The 19,820-nt window shown below is 48.4% G+C and carries 20 protein-coding genes; 3 read left to right on the forward strand and 17 right to left on the reverse strand.

Annotated elements, in window-relative coordinates:
- Positions 1–28: 28 nt before the first annotated feature.
- The 6 genes from kdsB to XMA152_RS07560 all read right to left on the reverse strand — a co-directional run bounded on the left by kdsB (position 29) and on the right by XMA152_RS07560 (position 5,291).
- Positions 29–796 carry a 3-deoxy-manno-octulosonate cytidylyltransferase gene (kdsB, locus tag XMA152_RS07535; RefSeq protein WP_173483214.1) on the reverse strand — a complete coding sequence of 256 codons (768 nt, stop codon included), beginning with the start codon at positions 794–796 and terminating at the stop codon, positions 29–31.
- A gap of 5 nt (positions 797–801) precedes the next feature.
- A complete protein-coding gene (locus XMA152_RS07540) occupies positions 802–987 on the reverse strand; it encodes a Trm112 family protein (protein ID WP_173483215.1) in 186 nt (61 codons plus the stop codon).
- Between the two features lies 1 nt (position 988).
- Entirely contained in the window at positions 989–1,978 is a 990-nt protein-coding gene (gene lpxK / locus XMA152_RS07545) for a tetraacyldisaccharide 4'-kinase (protein WP_173483216.1), read from the reverse strand.
- A 1-nt stretch (position 1,979) separates the two neighbouring features.
- Positions 1,980–2,390 (reverse strand): biopolymer transporter ExbD, encoded by a 411-nt coding sequence (locus XMA152_RS07550; protein WP_173483217.1) that lies wholly within the window; start codon positions 2,388–2,390, stop codon positions 1,980–1,982.
- An 8-nt stretch (positions 2,391–2,398) separates the two neighbouring features.
- Positions 2,399–3,019: a MotA/TolQ/ExbB proton channel family protein gene (locus tag XMA152_RS07555; RefSeq protein WP_173483218.1), complete on the reverse strand. Its 621-nt coding sequence runs from the start codon at positions 3,017–3,019 to the stop codon at positions 2,399–2,401.
- A 67-nt stretch (positions 3,020–3,086) separates the two neighbouring features.
- Positions 3,087–5,291 (reverse strand): DNA internalization-related competence protein ComEC/Rec2, encoded by a 2,205-nt coding sequence (locus tag XMA152_RS07560; RefSeq protein WP_173483219.1) that lies wholly within the window; start codon positions 5,289–5,291, stop codon positions 3,087–3,089.
- 119 nt (positions 5,292–5,410) lie between these two features.
- On the opposite strand from XMA152_RS07560, the gene XMA152_RS07565 reads away from it, so the two are divergent.
- Positions 5,411–5,932, forward strand: coding sequence for a DUF2062 domain-containing protein (locus tag XMA152_RS07565; RefSeq protein WP_173483220.1), 522 nt, complete (start codon positions 5,411–5,413; stop codon positions 5,930–5,932).
- Here XMA152_RS07565 and XMA152_RS07570 read toward each other — a convergent pair.
- Positions 5,929–6,609 carry an ABC transporter ATP-binding protein gene (locus XMA152_RS07570; RefSeq protein WP_173483221.1) on the reverse strand — a complete coding sequence of 227 codons (681 nt, stop codon included), beginning with the start codon at positions 6,607–6,609 and terminating at the stop codon, positions 5,929–5,931. The genes XMA152_RS07565 and XMA152_RS07570 overlap by 4 nt on opposite strands.
- A complete protein-coding gene (locus XMA152_RS07575) occupies positions 6,602–7,849 on the reverse strand; it encodes a lipoprotein-releasing ABC transporter permease subunit (RefSeq protein WP_173483222.1) in 1,248 nt (415 codons plus the stop codon). Before XMA152_RS07575 ends, XMA152_RS07570 begins: the two co-directional genes overlap by 8 nt.
- A gap of 107 nt (positions 7,850–7,956) precedes the next feature.
- Between XMA152_RS07575 and XMA152_RS07580 the strand changes: the two genes are divergently transcribed.
- Together XMA152_RS07580 and XMA152_RS07585 are read left to right on the forward strand one after the other, a co-directional pair.
- Positions 7,957–8,292, forward strand: coding sequence for a hypothetical protein (locus XMA152_RS07580; protein WP_173483130.1), 336 nt, complete (start codon positions 7,957–7,959; stop codon positions 8,290–8,292).
- Between the two features lie 410 nt (positions 8,293–8,702).
- Positions 8,703–9,035, forward strand: a complete 333-nt coding sequence (locus tag XMA152_RS07585; RefSeq protein WP_173483223.1) for a Qac family quaternary ammonium compound efflux SMR transporter — start codon at positions 8,703–8,705, stop codon at positions 9,033–9,035.
- Between the two features lie 168 nt (positions 9,036–9,203).
- On the opposite strand, the gene XMA152_RS07590 is transcribed toward XMA152_RS07585, so the two are convergent.
- The 9 genes from XMA152_RS07590 to XMA152_RS07630 all read right to left on the reverse strand — a co-directional run bounded on the left by XMA152_RS07590 (position 9,204) and on the right by XMA152_RS07630 (position 19,647).
- A complete protein-coding gene (locus tag XMA152_RS07590) occupies positions 9,204–9,716 on the reverse strand; it encodes a retropepsin-like aspartic protease (protein WP_173483224.1) in 513 nt (170 codons plus the stop codon).
- A gap of 11 nt (positions 9,717–9,727) precedes the next feature.
- Positions 9,728–12,064, reverse strand: a complete 2,337-nt coding sequence (locus XMA152_RS07595; RefSeq protein WP_371813297.1) for a DNA polymerase II — start codon at positions 12,062–12,064, stop codon at positions 9,728–9,730.
- Positions 12,057–13,052: a diphosphomevalonate decarboxylase gene (gene mvaD / locus XMA152_RS07600; protein ID WP_371731727.1), complete on the reverse strand. Its 996-nt coding sequence runs from the start codon at positions 13,050–13,052 to the stop codon at positions 12,057–12,059. The genes XMA152_RS07595 and mvaD overlap by 8 nt, the downstream gene beginning before the upstream one ends.
- Positions 13,049–13,972 carry a mevalonate kinase gene (gene mvk / locus XMA152_RS07605; RefSeq protein WP_173483225.1) on the reverse strand — a complete coding sequence of 308 codons (924 nt, stop codon included), beginning with the start codon at positions 13,970–13,972 and terminating at the stop codon, positions 13,049–13,051. Before mvk ends, mvaD begins: the two co-directional genes overlap by 4 nt.
- Positions 13,969–14,976, reverse strand: a complete 1,008-nt coding sequence (locus XMA152_RS07610; RefSeq protein ID WP_173483226.1) for a mevalonate kinase — start codon at positions 14,974–14,976, stop codon at positions 13,969–13,971. Before XMA152_RS07610 ends, mvk begins: the two co-directional genes overlap by 4 nt.
- A gap of 2 nt (positions 14,977–14,978) precedes the next feature.
- Positions 14,979–16,145 carry a hydroxymethylglutaryl-CoA synthase gene (locus XMA152_RS07615; RefSeq protein ID WP_173483227.1) on the reverse strand — a complete coding sequence of 389 codons (1,167 nt, stop codon included), beginning with the start codon at positions 16,143–16,145 and terminating at the stop codon, positions 14,979–14,981.
- 15 nt (positions 16,146–16,160) lie between these two features.
- Positions 16,161–17,186 carry a type 2 isopentenyl-diphosphate Delta-isomerase gene (fni, locus tag XMA152_RS07620; RefSeq protein ID WP_173483228.1) on the reverse strand — a complete coding sequence of 342 codons (1,026 nt, stop codon included), beginning with the start codon at positions 17,184–17,186 and terminating at the stop codon, positions 16,161–16,163.
- Positions 17,183–18,223 carry a hydroxymethylglutaryl-CoA reductase gene (locus tag XMA152_RS07625; RefSeq protein WP_173483229.1) on the reverse strand — a complete coding sequence of 347 codons (1,041 nt, stop codon included), beginning with the start codon at positions 18,221–18,223 and terminating at the stop codon, positions 17,183–17,185. Before XMA152_RS07625 ends, fni begins: the two co-directional genes overlap by 4 nt.
- A gap of 203 nt (positions 18,224–18,426) precedes the next feature.
- Positions 18,427–19,647, reverse strand: a complete 1,221-nt coding sequence (locus XMA152_RS07630; RefSeq protein ID WP_173483230.1) for an argininosuccinate synthase — start codon at positions 19,645–19,647, stop codon at positions 18,427–18,429.
- Positions 19,648–19,820 lie beyond the last annotated feature (173 nt).

The following is a 19,820-nucleotide window of genomic DNA, read 5'->3' on the forward strand; positions in this document are numbered from 1 at the left end:
ACACGACACTCTTATTACTGCAACCGACCTACTGGCCTTCCATTATCCGTTTAAGCCTTTCAAGGTCTTCAGGGGTATCAACGCCGGCTGGAGGAGCCTCGACGGCATTGGCTACATGAATCGAAACACCATTAAATAGAGCTCGCAGCTGTTCAAGGGATTCAGTCTTTTCAATAGGTGCAGGTGACCATTGAACATAAGCATTAAGAAAGCCTACACGGTAGGCGTAGATACCAATATGACGGCGCCAAGCAAATAGAGAAGGCAGAGTCTCAGGCAGCTCATCATTGGTCATCATATCTCGCGGCCAAGCGATCGGAGCTCGCGAAAAATAGAGCGCCATGCCGCGAATGTCCGTCACCACCTTGACCACATTTGGATTCAAAAGATCGGTTTTCGTCTCGATAGGCTCTGCTAATGTTGAGATGCCTGCATCTTGATGTGCCGCAAGGTTATCGGCGACTTGATCGATCAGCTTTGCTGGAATTAGAGGCTCATCACCCTGAACATTGACGACAATTTCATGATCCGCCAAACCAATCTTATTAACGACCTCTTGGAGTCTATCAGTGCCAGAAGGATGATCCGCAGAGGTCATACAGACCTCTGCACCAAAACCTTTGGCTACCGCCTCAATTCTTGGGTCATCGGTTGCGACAATGACACGACTAGCACCACTCTCTAGTGACCGTTCATAGACGTGTTGCACCATCGTTTTACCGGCCAGCTCAACCAAAGGTTTACCTGGGAAACGGGTAGATGCATAGCGCGCCGGAATAACAACAGTGAAACTCATCAAGCTTACTCCGGAAGGCGCTCTTCACTGGTTAAAGTGCGAGCTTCGCTCTCAAGCATCACAGGAATACCATCACGGATAGGATAGGCTAAACCACTGGTGCGACAGACTAACTCATTACTCTCCTTATCCCACTCCAATGGGGCTTTGCTGACAGGGCAAACAAGGATATCGAGTAGTTTAGGATCCATTTTATTCTCCGTTAGGGTTAACAACACGTTTCAGTAATTGGGCCAAATTCTCCGCCTCTTTGGGTGCAAATTCTGCCTCTACTGAAAGCGCCCAACAATTATCTGGGGCGATAGAGTGACATTTTACTGCATCTTTATCGGTCATCACCAATGGCAATGAGCGGTATTGATCGAGCAGCTCTTTAGTAATCGGTGCGTGATCTCTTAAAGGGATGGTTTTAAGCTCTAAGCCCAGCCCCATTAGGGTATCAAAAAACCGTGAAGGGTTACCGATACCGGCCAATGCATAGACTGTTTTGCTACCTAGCTCATCAATCTGAAGCGCTTTTTGTTCACCCGATGCTAGATGTCTAAACGCAGTAGGACGTAGACGATAGGTAAGCGCACCTGGATAGCTATAGGAGCCCTCACCATTCAACACAACCAGATCAACTTCATCTAAGCGCGACAGCTCTTCTCTTAAAGGCCCTTCCGGCATCAACTGTTGGTTACCTAACCCTCGCACAGAGTCGATCACCGCAATTTCGAACTGACGCCCCATTTGATAATGCTGCAGACCATCATCACTGAAGATGATATCGACCGGGTGTTGGTCAATTAGATGCTGGCATGCAGAGACTCGATTCGGATCAACGACGACAGGCACGCCTGTCTTCTCGAAGATCATCTGCGGCTCATCCCCCACCAACTCTGGCGAGGTCTGATTAGAAACGTGCATAGGATAACTTGTTGCCTGACCACCGTATCCACGACTGACCACACCGGGGTTGAACCCCAAGGATTTTGCTAGGGTTACCAAATAGATTAAGAGAGGTGTTTTACCGGTACCACCGACACTGATATTACCGACCACGACAACCGGCACATCCATTGTGACCGCCTGCTCGGTCAGACGAACACGGCGGCGTTTAGAGATGAAACGATAGAGCAGTGATAAGGGACGCAGAAGAACTAGCCAGCCTGCTTTCTGATACCAAGCTTTCTCAATCAATTTAATCGATCTCTCTGGTCGTAAGACTCAATTGAGAAAAACCTAAGTTTGCTGCTACATCCATGGCGGTAATGACCGCTTGGTGAGGAGTCGAAGCATCGGCGGAAATCTTTAGAGGGGTTGTAAGATCACCACTACTCTCTTTTAGCAGTGCCGCCCTAAGAGTTTTAGGCTGCGCATTGACCAATGCTTTATCGTTGATTGCGAAGCTACCATCAGCCTTGATAATAATTTCAAGCATATCGACTTGAGCCACCTGGTCTGTCGTTGCTTGAGGGAGGTCCACTTTAAGCTGGGTCTCTTTAGTAAAGGTGGTCGACACCATAAAAAAGATCAGCAGCAGGAAGACAACATCAATCAACGGGGTTAGGTTGATGGATATCTCTTCCGATTGAGGTCTTGGAAAATTCACAGAGCGCCCTATTTAAGATCCACTTTGCGATCACCATGGATAATATCGACCAACTTGACCGACTCCTGCTCCATTGCCAACACCAGCGTCGATACACGACGTTGCAAGAAGCGGTGCGCTACCAACGCAGGGATGGCAACTGTCAAACCGGCTGCTGTTGTGATCAGGGCTTCGGAGATACCTCCGGCCAAAAGGTTAGCGTTACCCGTGCCGGAAATCATGATCTGGGAGAAGACTTTAATCATGCCGATCACAGTCCCTAACAGACCCAACAGAGGGGTAATGACTGCGACAGTGCCCAGAGCGTTTAAAAATCTCTCCATCTGATGAATGGCGTCACTGGCGGCATCGGTAATGGACTCTTTCATCACATCGCGACCTGAGCCTGCGTTACTCAATCCGGCAACAATCAGTGACCCTAATGCACTCGCCTCTCTGATCTCTTTGAGACGATCATTAGTCAGCTGCCCACCTTTATAGAGCCCCCAGACATCGGCTAGCAGACCCGGTGGTAAAATCCTATCAGCCCTTAAGGCCATCAAACGCTCAACCGTGATAGCAAGTGCAAGAATTGAACAGGCTAAAATCGGTAGCATCAACCAACCACCAGCGGAAATTAACTCTAACAACGAAAAACCTCAAAAAGACAGATTGACTAGCCTAGACGGCCTATAAAAAACCCATAGTATCGCAGCATTAATGAGTTCGCCAATAACGTGGATATAAGTTTGCAAAAGAGTCACTTAGACACTGATCTTGGGTCGCTGTTAATACTATTTCACCCTGCTCCGCTGTATCCAAAAGGGTGATACCTCGATCGGCCAAACGCTGTTTTACAGATTCATTAGGATGCCCAAAACGATTGTGCTTGCCTCTCGATGCGATCGCAGCCTCCGGCAAAAGTTGATCCAACCAGACACCTGAGGAGGAGCTATGGCTACCGTGGTGGGATAAGACCAACCAAGTCACGGGGGCTAATCGCTGCTGATTGAGCAACTCGATTTCTGCACGGCTGGACATATCTCCTGCAATCAATATTGAGCAACGACCATTTTCGATGTGCAGAACACAACTTTGATCATTATCGGATTGCTGGTTCTGAAGGGAATAGAGCTGAAAACGAACTTCCCCCTTTTTCCAGTTTTGTGATGCACAGGCAGCGCCTCCCGTTAAAGAGGGCTGGCCTGAATAGAATCGTGGTACTGAAAACTGCTCCAAGGTTCTCTCTAAGCCTCCACTGTGGTCAACGTCTGAATGACTAACAATCAGGTCTAACTCTCTATAGCCCAGTGCTCTGAGAGTTGGAAACAGCGTGGCTTGGGCTGCGACCCAACCACTTCGACTTTTAGCCGCTAAATCATAGACCGTCACTCCCTCTCGGGTCTCAATCAAGATTGATAGGCCCTGTCCCACATCCAGAAGACGAACGACATACTCACTCGCATCGGGCCGATTCTGTTTGGGTATGAGCAATGGCATTAGAAGCAGTAGACTCATCACTTTGAGGCGTCCAGGTAGAAACAGCAACACCAGAGCGACCAAGCCCACAAAAAGCCCAAACACCGCGGGGGTTTGCCACTTAGCATGCAAACCGACCAATGAATGAAAAGAGAGCCCATGCCAAAAACCTGAAGCCCAAATTTCATAGAACGCTAAGATCGGCTCAAAGACTCCAACCAGTGCTAGCGTTAGGGGTAACAGCGCAACAAAGAGTGAGACATAGGGGATCGCCCAAAGGTTGGACAGTGCACCGCCTAAATTAAACTGCCCTAATCCAAAAAGTAATATAGGCAACATTGAGAGGGTTAAAAAGAGCTGTACTGCGAAGATCTTTATCAGCCTTGAGTAGCCATTGCGCCAATTGGAGAACTGAATCAACAACCCTACCAGACTGAACGAAAGCCAAAAGCCGATCTCTAAAATCGATAGAGGCTCATAAACCAGAACCAAAAAGAGTGCGATTTTAAGCCGTTTCATGGGGTCTATTCGCCGTGCGAACAACTGTGGTAGCAACAAGCAGATCGCCATGATCCAAGCTCTCTGAAGCGGCACACCAAAGCCTCCGAACCAGAGATAAAAAGAGGCTAAACTGATCGCACATAAAACAGGGAGGGTTTGTATTATCGAGGTAGGCCTAACACCCAGGTACTGGATCGACACCACAACCAACCTACCCAATAGAAGGCCGGCTAGACACATCACCCCTAGATGTAATCCGCTAACAACCGCTAAATGGACGGTTCCACTGACCCTAAGAAGCTCCCACTGACTGTCATCTAGATCCCCCCTGTAACCCAAAACAAGGGCGGACATCAGAGCGGATGCCGACTGGCTCATATTATGATTCAGCCAATCATGTACCCGTTGCCGAATGGAACTGTGCTGCTCATGTTTTATCAGCTGTTTGACATACCCTGACCCACCAATCCCCTGCGCAAACTCTTTTCTGCGTCGATCCGGACTAAACTCGTTTTGGTAGGCATTCAGTGGACCCACCTTGGCCAGCACTTTAATGCGATCGCCAGCCGCTATTCTCACCTCAGAGTCGTATAGCCCCAGTCGCACACGCTCGATTCCCATCAACTGAACAGGCGCACTCTCTATATCCAACATCAGTGATTGAAAGCCCTCAGGAGCCTGAGGCTGCAAGTTGATGACCTGTCCTTCAATCTCAAACTCATCTGGCACAACGCTTATTGGTAAGGTTTTAGAGAGCCCATCAACTGCGTGCCACTGGGCCACCATAAAACCGAATAGAGCAAACAGCAGATGAGATCTAAGTGTAGGAGAGCTCCACCAAAGGCCAAGCGTTCCTAGGGTTAAGATAATAAGAAAATAGGATCCCCAACTGACAGATGGGAGGTAGGCGTGCCCAAGCACTGCTAAAAGAAAACTGATCATCCTTGATCCAAGCCAAATTATTTATTCAATCTAGCAGAAGTTTCAGTAATAGCAGGTTGGTTTATTAATAATCGAAGGGCATAATCTGACTTCCAAATAATTTGATAGGTCTTTCAGGGATGCCACGTAAGCTTTTAAAGCGTTACATGCCGAAACAGGATGCTTTAAAAAGTCATAAGCATCTTAAATGGCTTGGTGAACATCTGCACAACCCAGACCTATTCCATTTGACTCGAAAGTCCGCCGCTAAAGCCTTCTTAGTGGGTATTTTCTGCGCTTTTCTTCCCATTCCTGGTCAGATGCTTGTGGCCGCTTTTTTGGCACTCTGGATTGGCTCAAACCTACCCATTTCGATCGGGCTAGTTTGGTTAACCAACCCTATCACCATGCCACCTATTTTTTATACGACCTATAAAATTGGGGCGTGGATTTTAGGAACGCCGCCGGTCAAAATCAGCTGGGAGTTACACACCATCCATTCAGAGCTGGCAACGATCTGGTGGCCCCTACTGACGGGCTCTCTTATCTGTGGAGTGCTATTTTCTGGGATCAGTTATCTAGCCATCAACCGCTTGTGGGTTTGGCAAGTGCGACGCCGTTGGCAGAAACGTTTACTAAAGGCTCGTGCTAGCAAAGACTAGTTCACCTCAACTAAACGCCCCTCTTTCAACTCAAGAACACGATCCATCCGTTTTGCCAACGCATGATCATGAGTGACGACAATCTGTGCCACGCCCTGCTCCTGATTGAGTTTCAGTAGATACTGCTCAACATCTTCGGCGGTATGAGGATCAAGATTACCGGTCGGTTCATCCATCAAAACACAGGCGGGCGTGTTTGCCAGAGCACGGGCAATCGCAACACGTTGACGCTCTCCCCCACTCAACTTAGCGGGTTTATGTTGTGCACGTGATGAGAGACCTACCTGATCAAGAAGATAAGCAGCACGCTGCTGAGCGGCGTCAACAGACGCACCGCCCAGGAGTTGAGGTATGGCGATATTCTCTAACGCAGAGAACTCAGGCAGCAGGTGGTGAAACTGAAACACAAAACCGAGTTGCGAGTTCCGCAGTTCAGCGCGGCGATTCTCGGAAAGCAGACTGATCGATTCACCTGCGATAACCACCTCACCAGCGGTAGGTGTATCCAGCCCTGCCAATAGGTTGAGTAGCGTACTCTTACCACTACCTGAGGAGCCGATGATGGCCACACGCTCTCCGGCAGCCACAGATAGATTCAGATCATTAATGATGATCAACTGACGCTCAGCTTCATCAAAAGAGCGGCATAGTTGGTTTGCAACCAAGACATTACTCATAACGAAGCGCCTCCGCAGGTTCGACCTTAGCCGCTCGCCAAGCAGGATAGAGCGTAGCTAGGAAGCTCATCGTGAGAGTCACGCCAATCACCAGCGACACATCCCCTAATTGAAGTTCAGAGGGTAGATAGCTGATGAAGTAGACCTCCGAAGAGAGGAATTGAATGCCTAACAGCGACTCTATCCAAGCCACCAGATCAGAGACCGTCAGCGCTAACGTAATGCCTAAAATAGCCCCCAGCAGAGTCCCTAGTAATCCTATAAGGGAACCTTGAATCATAAAGATCCTCAATATCATCCCTGGCTTCGCGCCTAGAGTACGCAATATTGCGATGTCGGAGCGCTTATCGGTAACCACCATCACCAGCGTCGAGACAATGTTAAAACCGGCAACAAAGACGATCAGGAACAGCAGCAGTCCGATCATTCGTTTCTCTAACTGAATTGCTTGAAATAGATTGCCATGGGTTCGAGTCCAGTCAGAGGTGTAGACAGGATGATTCAACTCTCTAGCCAGTTCATAGACTCGAGTAGGCGCACTGAACAGGTCATTGAATTTAATCCTAAGCCCTTCAACGGCGTCACCCTTAATTCGTTTCAAACGGGCTGCATCCTGTAGATGAACATAGGCTAAATTGGCATCCAACTCAGCACCGACTGAGAAAATACCGGACACAGTAAAACGCTTTAGGCGGGGAATCACACCGGCCACACTCACGGACGCTTCAGGCAACACCAGGTTGACCTTATCCCCCATCGATACGCCCAAAAACTTAGCCAGAAGCTCACCTAAGACAATCTGATACTCTCCTGCATGCAGGGAGTTTAGATCACCTAAGGTCATCTGACCGGCGGCTATCGAAACACTCTCTTCCAGCTTTGGATCAATACCTGATACCAATACAGGCTGAACACGACCGGAAGCGGTCAGCATCCCTTGAGCCTGAACAAAGGGTGCCACCCCTTCGACGTCAGGCGCAGTCAGAAGCGTTTCACGTAGTGGTTGCCAATTATCTAACGGAGCGTTGTATCCATTGATGGTAGCCTGTGGAACCATACCAAGTATCCGCTCTTTCAATTCACGGTCAAAACCGTTCATGACACTCAGCACTAGAATCAATGCAGCCACACCGAGCATCAGTCCGAGCGTTGAAACCAAACTGATAAAGGATATGAAGTGATTTGAGCGGTTTGCTCGGGTGTAGCGCCAGCCAACAAAAAGAGAAAAGGGATTGAACATCGACTGGCGATTTCCTAGATAATGAATTGAAGCATAAGTTAACAATTCTGACCGCTTGAGTGAACCTAATTCAGGGAGTATTTCGCGATTAACATTTAAAATCGCCGATGAAACCTCTATTCTCAGCACAGCGTATCTTTGGGGTTCTGAAAAACATGCTCGACAATAAAAAACTTCACCACATTGGAATAGCCGTTGGCTTGATTGGCTTGGGCTGCTGGTATCTAGTTGCAGAGCGACTCTCATTATTCAGCCTGATTACGGAACAGTTCCCAGAGTCTCACAAAGGCGCAGGTTTAATGGTCGCAATTATGGTAGTGATGACACCTGGCTTCTTCATATGGAAACACTACAACCGTTGGTTAGAGAAGGTACTAGCCATCAAGGGGAGGTACTATGAAGATAGCTACTATCAGAATGACTCAGAAACCAAACAGAAGTAATTAACCAAGCGAATTAGCTTCTCGCTATACTCTCCTTGGTAGGCTTAAACACTGACTCTGTAGTAAATTTTCTCATTAAATGAGCGGCTGAAATCGGCACAAAGCTGCCGTCTCTGCTAATCCCTCGAAAGGGCTCGCTTCAAGCCAAAACCTATAAATATTCCACCTGTCAGACGCTCAAGGCGGGATATTATCCTCGGACTGTTCATCCATTTGCTTAGTCTGCTAGGTGTCAAAAGAGGACATAAATAATCATATGCTTTATAGGTATATAGTAAACGGCAAATCAAACCGTCTTAGAATTGAAATGTTAGATGTCCATGTGCTCACAGTCTCTCCAAAAGAACAAGAGTGCACATTATTAAAGGGTTAGTTTACTCTATCGCAATATATATACATTGGAGCAAACCTTGAAAAACTGGTTGTTTTTATCCGCTGCTATTATTTGTGAAGTAATTGCAACATCTAGTCTGAAGTCGAGTGAAGGTTTTACTAAAATCGCCCCATCTATGCTTGTTATTATTGGTTATAGCGCAGCTTTCTATTTACTTTCACTTACTCTGAAATCAATCCCTGTTGGTATTGCATATGCAATTTGGTCAGGGCTTGGCATAGTTTTAGTTACTCTAGTCGCATGGTTTATGCACGGTCAAAAAATTGACCTTTGGGGATATGTTGGGATGGGGTTAATCGTTAGTGGCGTTGTTGTTCTCAACTTGCTTTCAAAAACTAGCGCACATTAATCCAGTGCATCTAACAAGTTACTCAAGTGTACTGCGTCAGCTATATCTGGCTAAGAGGGGCAGTTATAGCTACTTTGGGTCAGGCCACCTAGCAAGGCGTTAATGTCCGCTATGGGTCGTGAGCCGACGTCAGACATGAACCGAAACCAGCCAAAAAAGCATTACCACTTACGGAACACGAAGCTCCAGCTTTCCGTCGCTTTGAACAAGGTCTAGGTGTTTTAGAAAACTCATCCCTAACAGAACAATCTGACTATCTAGCTCAGGCACAATCATTGCAGGTACGTTACCCATGGAGAGCCCCCCTAAGCTAACCTCCTCTAACTGAGTTAAATCAACGGGTACTCGTCCATTAGCGGTTATCGCAAAGCTTTTGCCCTGACGGGGTAACGAGAGCTCATTGGCCAGGGCATCAGAAAGTGACACATAGGTCGCACCGGTATCAACCACAAAAGAGACGGGGTAACCATTGATGGTACCTGGTGCTCGATACTGCCCTTTTTGATCGGCAATAAGGCGAACCTGATCGGTGCCGTTCGCCAAAGATAGTTGTGAATTGGGATTGTCGCGCTGTTCAAGATAGGCGTTAAAGCCATAGGTAAGCATCACCAGAATAAGAATCCAGGTCATATGCGCAGAAAAACGGGCCATTTTTCGCTGTGTACTCGGAACCTTATTCACACAAAACCTCTCTAGAAAAGCGCTCTCTGTTTATCTATCAGATCATTAAAGCTGACACCAAGAAAGGGTAATACTGTGTCAGCGACCGGCTCTAACTGTTTAGAGACATAGTGTTGATAATCAATGATTGAACTACGACAGATGACCGGTTCTGGACCGTTAATCGTCATGACGTACTCGATAGGGTCGCCTCGCCCTAGACGCAGGTTTAACCCCTGCTTCTCTAGGTATGATTGCATTTTTTTAGCCGCTTTCACATGCGGTGGATTACTGGCCTGATAGGCATCCAGAGGTCGTCTTAGTCGTCGACGATAGGTCAATAGATGATCCGAGTTACCGCTGAGCAGTTGCTCAGTGGTCTCAACGACTAGATCGCGCCAAGACTCGTCATTGAATATTCTGGACAACAACTCTGTCTGGAACCTTTTCGCCAAGGGTGTCCAATCTGACCGAACCGTCTCCAACCCTTTAAAGACCAATTGATCTTCACTACCCGATCTCTTTAGACCCGCATAGCGCTTCTTAGTGCCCTTTTCAGAGTGACGCATGGTTGGCATCAAAAAGCGTTTGAAATGACTCTCGTATTGCAGTTCAAGTGCACTCTCTACACCGTATTGCTGTTTAAGGTGATCTCGTAACCATTGGTTGGCTTGATCTGCCAATTCAGCACCGTACTGCGCCATATCACTCTGTTGGCAATCATCGCCCAACCAGACAAAGACTGAATCGGTATCACCATAAATCACCTGATGACCCTGTTCAGATTCAAACCATTGTGCGGTTTTTTGCAGGAGCTCATGGCCCCTCAATGTAATTGCTCCCGATAGGTTCTGATCATAGAAGCGACACACATTGGACCCTAATACCCCGTAGCAGGCATTCATCTGTATTTTGATCGCTTGTGACAACGCAGAGTTACCTTGCGCCTTAGCTCGATCTCGGGCTAACCAAAGCTCTTTGATGATCGCGGGAAGAATCGCCACATCAGAATTGAACTGCGCACCAAAAAAGCCCGGTACTAATGACGCCTCTGAGGCCTCACCCGCCAGAGCGAGTGCTAAAGGGTCCACTGAGAAGGTACGAATGATACTGGGATAGAGGCTCTTAAAATCGAACACTAACACATCACGATAGAGACCGGGTTTAGACTCCATGACAAACCCACCAGGCACAGAGAGGTCACTGCGACCAGAGGCATAAGGAGGTGCAACATAGCCTGCGCGATGCAGCTTAGGCAGATAGAGATTATCGAATGCCGCTTGGGAACCACCCACTTTGTCCAAGGCCAAACCTGTAAGACGAGTGCGTTCGATCAAATACTCAAGCAACTCAGCTTTTTTGAAGATCTCTAACACCAATCGACAATCTTCAATGTTATAGGTTGCTAATGCTTGTTTATCCTCTCTAAAGAGCTGCTGAATCTTCTCGCCACGATCATAGGGGTTATCAATCGCTTTACCACGCCCCAAGAGTGACTGAGCGACACTCTCCAGGCTGAAACTATCAAATTGCCAGGTGGCCCCTTTTAAAGTCTCAATGCCGTCGATGGCAACACGACCAGCAATACGACTGAACCAACGACCATTTTGACCAACATCGACCTGCATTTCACTGCTATCGCGTCCAAGCTTGAGCCCTACACGATTGGCCTTAGCTCGCCGAGCGAGCACGCGCAAATCAAAGCCAATCAAATTCCAGCCGACGATCAAATCAGGATCCCACTCTGCCACTATCTCGACAAAACGCTGAAGCAGAGCTCGCTCATCCAAGCAGCCTTCACACCAGGTCAGATCGGGCGCCTCACCATTAAACAGCACGAGACTCTGATCGCCCTGCTGCAAGCCAATCGAGAGCAACTGATTAGCATTTAACGTTGTTTCAATATCTAATGAGAGAAGCTTTAAATCAGGTGTAAAGTCACAGGGGCGCAACTCTAGCCCTTTAACACTTTCTACCTGAACAGCCCCGGTGCGAATAAACCGTTCCATCAAATAGCGATCAACCGGCCTGATATCCTCTTCCATGAGAGCAATCTGCACCGCCTCGAGTCGCTTTAACACTTCCCAGTAAACTTTTAGGCTTTGGCAGTAGAGACCCATGACAGGTTTTAAGGAGAGGGATTTCAGTTCTAAATGACGCAGCGTCCAACCCGATATATCTTTCAGACAGGACTCAATAGCAGCTTGATCAGTGGCAAACACAAAACAGACCGCCTCTGCATTCGAGACAGTAACCGCATGAGCACCCTCCACCCCAGTCAACCAGAAGGTGTATTCAATGCCCTGCGGGCCATCGCGCTGGGTTCGGGTGAGAGGGAAGCCAGTGGTTGGCATAACCGCGCTAGACACCGAAAGGGGTGACTACCTCCAGTTCAGGGAAGTGAGTCAATAGGTCAGTTAAAGACTCTTTCTGGAAAAGAAGCTTCAAGTTAGGGCCTGCATCCATGGTGAAATAGACCTCCAACCCCTGCTCACGAAGGTGCCATACCTTGTGCATCGCCTCTAACGACTCTGGCTGCCAATAGACTAGCGGAGGCCAGCTCGAAGCAAAGGTGGCATGCATCGACATGGCGTTATGCTCCGCAGTAGAACCCAACAGGGTAAAGTCCTTATCTGAGATCGCCTGATGCAGTTTCGACAGATCGGCATTCGCTTGTGCAGGCCAACTGTTATAAAGGTGAGAGGTCTCTTTGGTGCGCTGCATCCCAGATCGGCTATCAACGGACTTCTCGCCGATATCCACTTTGACCAGACCGATTCGAAGATCATCCCAGGTCGCATCAATTGGATGAGCATGACTGTCCAAACCATCTTCGCGATGCCCCATATGCCACTCTACAAATCCATTAAAGATGGATCGACAGGCACTGCCACTTCCCATACGAGCAATCATTGATAGCGCTTCATTGGAAAGCTGCAGTGATAGTGCATCGTTCAGCGCCAACGTCAGTGCAGCAAAGCCGGAGGCTGAGGAAGCAAGACCTGCTGCAGTAGGAATGTTATTTCGAGTCTCCACTCTGAAAGCAAGGGACTTGCTACCACGAAAGAGATCGATGAACTGACTAACGCGACCTGCAAACTGTGAATCCTGGTGCATCTGTTGGCCGTTTAACCAAACCTCATCAATCGGCTGATCAATTGGCGTCACTCGAGTTCTAGAACCCAAATCATTCAATGAGACAGAGAGGGATGGGTTGATCGGCAAATTAAGCTCAGCATCACGCTTGCCCCAGTACTTACACAGAGCGATGTTACTCGGAGCAAAGTGTTCCGATGATGCAGAAACAGCCCCCAACTCGGGTAGCACTTTAGTCAGCACTTCTTGCTTAGTAATCACATTGACTCCTGTTTCAGACCTTCACTGTGTATCGAGACGGGCAGATGTTGATAAGGGATCTCTGAAGGATTGGTCAAACCTAACGAGATAACAGAGTCACCCAAACCAGACCCTGAAATCTTAGCACCCAGAACACCAGACTGCTGACGCATTCTAAATTGCAGGTCTGCCAAATTAGCATCACACACGCCTAGCGCATCCATTAGGCCTGAGTATTGATCCATCAATTGCCCTACTCGGATCCACTCTTGTGACTCTATCGCCTCTTCTGCTGCGCGAGTCACCTGCCCCATCAATTGATAGATCGAGGCGTATATAGCGGGATCGGCCTCAGCTCGCTGATTAACCAAGGCAATCACATCAGGCGTTTTCATCTTGTAACCGACATAAAAGAGATCAATGTCAGGAGTGCCTTTCAGTGGACGAACCTTGGCACCGTTCATTTCATAGGCGATCAAACCACCCCATATTGAAGCGGCCAAATCAGTGCCGGAACCACGACCAGATTGAACCCTGTGAACAGCCTCTAGAGCCAGCTTGAATACCTGATCATTGGTAACCGGCTCACCACAGAAGTTTAACAGACAAGCAAGGGTTGAAGCCGTGACTGCGGCAGATGAACCCAAACCAACTTGGTCAGAAAACTGGCTGGAGACTTTTAAATCAAACCCCTGTTTTAACTTCGACTGACACAGCTGAATTGCAGCGACCATAAAGCTAAACGTTGAATCGTCTGTTAACTCACTCAAAGCGCTCTGATAACGACCCAGTTCCGACTCGATAGTGACGACCTCATCCACTCGCGGGATCAAAGAGACAGACAGCCTGTTACCAACGGCCAGTGCAATAGCAGGTTGGCCATGCAAGATGGCATGCTCGCCCATTAACATCAGGTTACCGGGTGCCGAATAACAGATCATACATCGTCTCCGAGAGTGACACCCAAACCATCCGACTCAACTCGCCCCCAGCGCATCAAAGCCGGTAACTTCAAAGCATCCGGTGTTTGATTGGGCAGATACGCCAGCACAAGCCCACCGGTATCACCCGACACCGCACCAGCACCTGCGATTTTAGCCGCACCGCCTAACCTCTCGATCTGCTCAATCAATGCGGTGACTCGGGCGGGCACCACCCCGATACGGTTTAATAGGCGGTGGTTATCTTGAATCGCAGAGAAGAGCTGATCGAGATCGGTTTGAGCCGTTTCGATGCGGTTCGTCACCGCAGCAAACTCGCTCCATATATCCGACTGCTCAAACTGGGCGCGGACACGCTCGACACAGACACCGGTACTTGTAGCGGGAGTTCCAGTGAATATCCAATACCAATCCTGATTAAATATTTCCGGTAATTCCCCTAATCGACTCGCTTGATCTTGCTCGACTTTGACCAAACCACCCATAGTAACTGTAGCCGCATCAATCAAACTGCCACGACCGTGTTGTAACCGTTCACAGTGTCGCACTTGCTCAATCAAGGTTGGCAAATCTTCGTGTTTGGAGAAGAGTTTCAAAAGCGCCGCAAGCAGAGCGGCAGATGAGCCCATGCCCGCACCAACAGGAATATCCGATTGAATATCAAATTTGCCGCGTGGAATGCGTTCAAGGTTACCTAGTATGCGAGCCACATCAACGGTGTAGAAAATCAACTCTGCCGGTCGAGAGAAGATCTCGCTGATGGAGCGCTCACCTCGAAGGTAGCCATCAAACGCTGCGTCCAATTTGTGACGAAGAGTGGACAACTTCTCCAGCGCCATCTCATGTGCTCTGTCTGGAGCAAACCAGCTAAGACGCGGCAGTAGATCGGGAGTGAAGTTAACGGTTAAACGCTGTTTTACCGAGAATGCGAGAGCTGGGGCACCGTACACAACAGAGTGCTCACCACTTAAAATGATCTTTCCGGGAGCACTCGCAACCGACATGACTAGCGTTCTACGTACTCACGTTTGTGATCGCTAATCGCCGCCAAACGGAAGCGACCCTGTGTATCGGGCTCAATCACATGTTGCCCACCATCACGTGGATCTGGGTAACGGTAAAGGGTGAGATACTCTTCGTAGCTCAACTCAGTCCGATCCTTTAACAGTTCAGCGTGGCGGCCTGTATTCAACGCCGATTGGTAGCCAGACACCACCTTAGCGGTAAAGAACTCACTGACTGAACCCGATCCATAACTGAACAGCCCGATGCGTTTATCGGTTAAATCTTCGTTGAGTTGCTCAAGAAGGGAGCAGAGCCCAATATACATTGACGCTGTGTAACAGTTACCGATCAAACGGTTGTAGATGAGTGTTGGTTCAATCTGAGCAGCAAGCTCTTCCGGAGTTTGACCCGTCTTATTGACACGAGCTAACTGTGAGTGAGCTTTCTGTGCCATCTTGCCGAACGGCAGGTGGTAACAGAAATAGTCGATATCACCGTAGCGAACTGAACTCTCTTCACAGAAGTTTTCCCAGCTACGTTTTAACGATGTTAGGTAAATTTTGGTCGAGTATTTGCCATCAACCAGCGCCGTTGTTCGGTAGTTGGGACGCCAAAAATCCATCACATCTTCAGTATGAGTACCCGATTCTGGTTCAATCTCTAGAACTCTTGGATTTGCTTTAATCAGCATTGCAACCGCACCACAACCCTGGGTGGCTTCACCTGGAGAGTCCAGATCGTAACGGGCCACATCGGAGGCGATCACAAGCACCTGTTTACTTGGGTTACGAGCAACCAGTGCACAGGCCATTTGAACGGCCGCTGTTGCACTGTAACAAGCGTGTTTGAGCTCAACGACGCGGCAACGACTGTTCAATCCCAACAGACGATGTACATAGACTCCCGCCGCTTTGGATTGATCAATACCGGTTTCAGTCGCAAACAGAATCGTTGAGATAGCATCGGTTCCAATGCGCTCAACAATGGGAAGTGCAGCGTTCGCAGCAAGCGTGACGATATCCTCATCATGCGCCGCCATCGCCATCTTCTCTTGACCAATACCATCGTAATACTTGTTAGGATCAGTGCCTTGACGTTCAGCCAGCGTGCGCAAATCGAGGTAGTAGCTCGATGTATAAAAGCTGATTTCGTCGATACCTACGGACATACTTTGATCAAATCCTTAAAACTGTTCGATGATAAGCGCTCGCTGACCCTTAAGCGCTGTCGTACTGGGCACACCTAAAAGAAACAGTGCCGTTACATATTCACGTTTGATACGTTCAATTACGTCGACAACCGCTTCAGCGGATTGCATTGCCGGTTGCAGTAGAGGCGCTGCAAATCCCCCCAGCGAGGCGCCGAGTATAACAGACTTAGCTAGATCAATCCCATTGCGTAGACCACCACTGGCAATCAACGTACTCTTATCCTGCCAAGGCTGACATTGATCTAACGCCACTGGAGTTGGTAATCCCCAATCTTGAAATAACAGCCCAAGATCATCCTGATCACGACGATGATGTTCGATTCGACTCCAAGAGGTTCCACCACTGCCTGCCACATCGAAATAGCGAACACCTGCTCGGTAACCAAGCTCCACATCGGCGGCCGACAGGCCAGAACCCACCTCTTTCAACCAGACTGGAACGGACAAACCCTCGACAACCTGTTGGATCTGATCCGTCAGATTCGCGAAATTACGATCACCCTCTGGCTGAATAGCCTCCTGCAAAGGGTTCAAGTGAAGGTAGAGAGCATCAGCCTTAAGCAGGTCAACCGCAGCCTGACACTGCTCCAGTGAAAAACCATAGTTGAGCTGCACAGCACCAACATTGCCAATCAATAACGCATTGGGAGCAACCGATCGAAGATCAAAACTACTCTTAGCCGACTCATCACTGAACATCACTCGCTGCGAACCCACCGCCATCGCCACACCACAACGCTCGGCTGCTTCTGCAAGATTACGGTTAATGGTTCGGATCAACTCATGATCACCACCCGTCATCGATGAAATAAGCATCGGGAAGCTTAGCGATTTACCCAACAATTCAATGGACGGATCGATCTTTTCGAAATCGAGCTCTGGCAACGCCCTGTGCGTTAACTTGATACGATCGAAGTAGCGCGCATCACGATCGGTCTCTGCATCCTGCAGAATCGCATTGATGTGCTCAATTTTTCGATCGTTGGTCAGCTGACTCATTTGCGTTCCATTTGCAGGTGCGACTGCATCAGCTCACCTGGGTTAGTCTGCGCAGCAATCAGCGACAGCTCACCACACAGAACCGTAGCACCACAGATAGCCGCCAATCGACGTGCATTAGCACCCGGCTCACGATCATCTCGACAGCCAAGGCGTTCTAGGTTCTCTTCTACAAAGTCGATCCCTTTGCCGTTACCGACACTGCCGACGATTAGGTTGGGTAGCGTACAGCTGAAGTATAAATCGCCGTTGCGAACCTCAGCGTGAACCACACCTTGTGATCCCTCAATGATGTTGGCCGCATCCTGACCTGTCGCCAAGTAAAAGGCGAGCAGCATATTAGCGTAGTGCGCATTAGCACTGCGTAAACCGCCGGCAATCATTGTTCCGATCAGGTTTTTCTTGATGTTCAGATCAACAATTTTCTCTGGCGTAGAGTGAAGGCGGCGCTCAACGATATCCCGTGGAATCAGGATTTCACAAACCACATACTTACCACGACCAAGAATGCCATTAACGGCGGTCGCCTTTTTATCGGAGCAATAGTTACCGGATATAGAGCTGTACTGAAGGTGTGGATACTCTGTCAAAATCCAAGGGATCAGATGATCAGCAGCATTGGTCACCATATTGTGACCAGAAGCATCGCCCGTCGTAAACTCTAGGCGTAGGTAGATAAGGTTACCAACCACCTGAGAATTCAGATCAATTAACTTGGCGAAACGACTCGATTTTGCCACTACCTCATTGAGGTCATCCATTCGAGCTTTTAGAGACTGGATCGCTTGGTGCGCTGCATAGGCATCTTCCGCTTCAAGCAAAATCGAGCGGGTCATACGCTCATCAATCACACTGACTTTAATCCCCTCTTCACAGAGAGTAGAGATGCGTGCACCACGACCAACGGAAGGCCACAGAGGGGTTTCGTAAGTGGCTAGAGGAACACTCAACTTCTCTTCAATCAGATGACCTGACAGTTTCATCGGACCGACCCAGCGCATTGGGATCGGAGCTTGAAGAATTTTGTGTGTTTTCATCCGCTGAAAATCCAATAAAAAAGGGTTGTAGCAACAACCCTTTAGGTTCAAAAACTAACTAAGAGCAATTTTATCGATCACATCTACCTGATGCAATTGATTGAACTCATAACAGAGCAACTGAGATCACTGAAAAAACAAAAAACCCGAGTCATCTTAACGATGATTCGGGCTTCGATTTAGCAAACTAGACTAGTTGACGATTAGTCGAACTTACGACCTTTGCTAGCAGCGATACGCATACGAAGTGCATTCAACTTAATGAAGCCAGCTGCGTCTTTCTGATCGTAAGAGCCTGCGTCATCTTCAAAGGTTGCAATGCTCTCGTCGAACAGACTCTCTTCAGAGCGACGACCAACAACCGTCACGTTACCTTTGTACAGCTTCACACGAACTTCACCGTTCACGTACTTCTGACTCTCGTCGATCATCGTTTGAAGCATCTTACGCTCTTCTGACCACCAGAAGCCGTTGTAGATGACTTTAGCGTAACGTGGCATCAACTCATCTTTTAGGTGAGCCGTTTCACGATCTAGAGTAATCGATTCAATCGCACGGTGTGCAGGCAGCATGATGGTTCCACCCGGTGTTTCGTAACAGCCACGTGACTTCATACCTACGAAACGGTTCTCTACGATATCAAGACGACCGATACCGTTTTCACCACCCACCTTGTTAAGGTAAGTCAATACGGTAGCTGGAGACATCTCTTCACCGTTGATCGCAACGATGTCACCCTGACGGTAGGTCAATTCAAGGTAAGTTGGCTGATCTGGAGCCTCCTCTGGAGAGACAGACCAACGCCACATATCGGCTTCAGCTTCTGCCCAAGGATCTTCAAGAATGCCGCCTTCGTATGAGATGTGAAGCAGGTTCGCATCCATAGAGTAAGGTGATTTTTTCTTTTTGTTAGAGAAATCGACTGGGATGTTGTGAGTTTCACAGTAAGCCATCAACTTCTCACGCGAGTTAAGATCCCACTCACGCCAAGGTGCAATGACGTGCACGCCCGGTTTCAGTGCGTAGGCACCCAATTCGAAACGTACCTGATCGTTACCTTTACCGGTCGCACCGTGTGAAATCGCATCAGCACCAGTCTCGTTAGCGATCTCAACCAGACGCTTAGCGATGAGTGGACGAGCGATTGAAGTACCCAGTAGGTATTCACCTTCGTAAATAGTGTTCGCACGGAACATTGGGAATACGTAGTCACGAACAAACTCTTCACGAAGATCTTCGATGTAGATCTCCTTGACGCCCAAGGCTTCAGCTTTAGCTCGCGCTGGCTCAACCTCTTCACCCTGACCGATGTCAGCAGTAAAGGTTACAACTTCGGCATTGTACTCATCTTGTAACCAACGAACGATTACAGAGGTATCCAAACCACCAGAATAAGCTAAAACGACTTTTTTAATGTCGGACATTGACGACTCCAACTCCATGCTCACCCGATCTGGGTAGAGGTTAATACGGCGCACTGAACTCATGAATCAGACAGCGCTAAAATTTATGGGGGGAAATTATAGCGAACATTTAAATAAATATCAGTAGATCTGAGTTTTAACTCTGCCCTTATCCTTTGGATTTGTTAAACTCC

It is taken from the genome of Marinobacterium sp. xm-a-152 (assembly GCF_013282965.1).
Taxonomy (GTDB): Bacteria; Pseudomonadota; Gammaproteobacteria; order Pseudomonadales; family Balneatricaceae; genus Marinobacterium_E.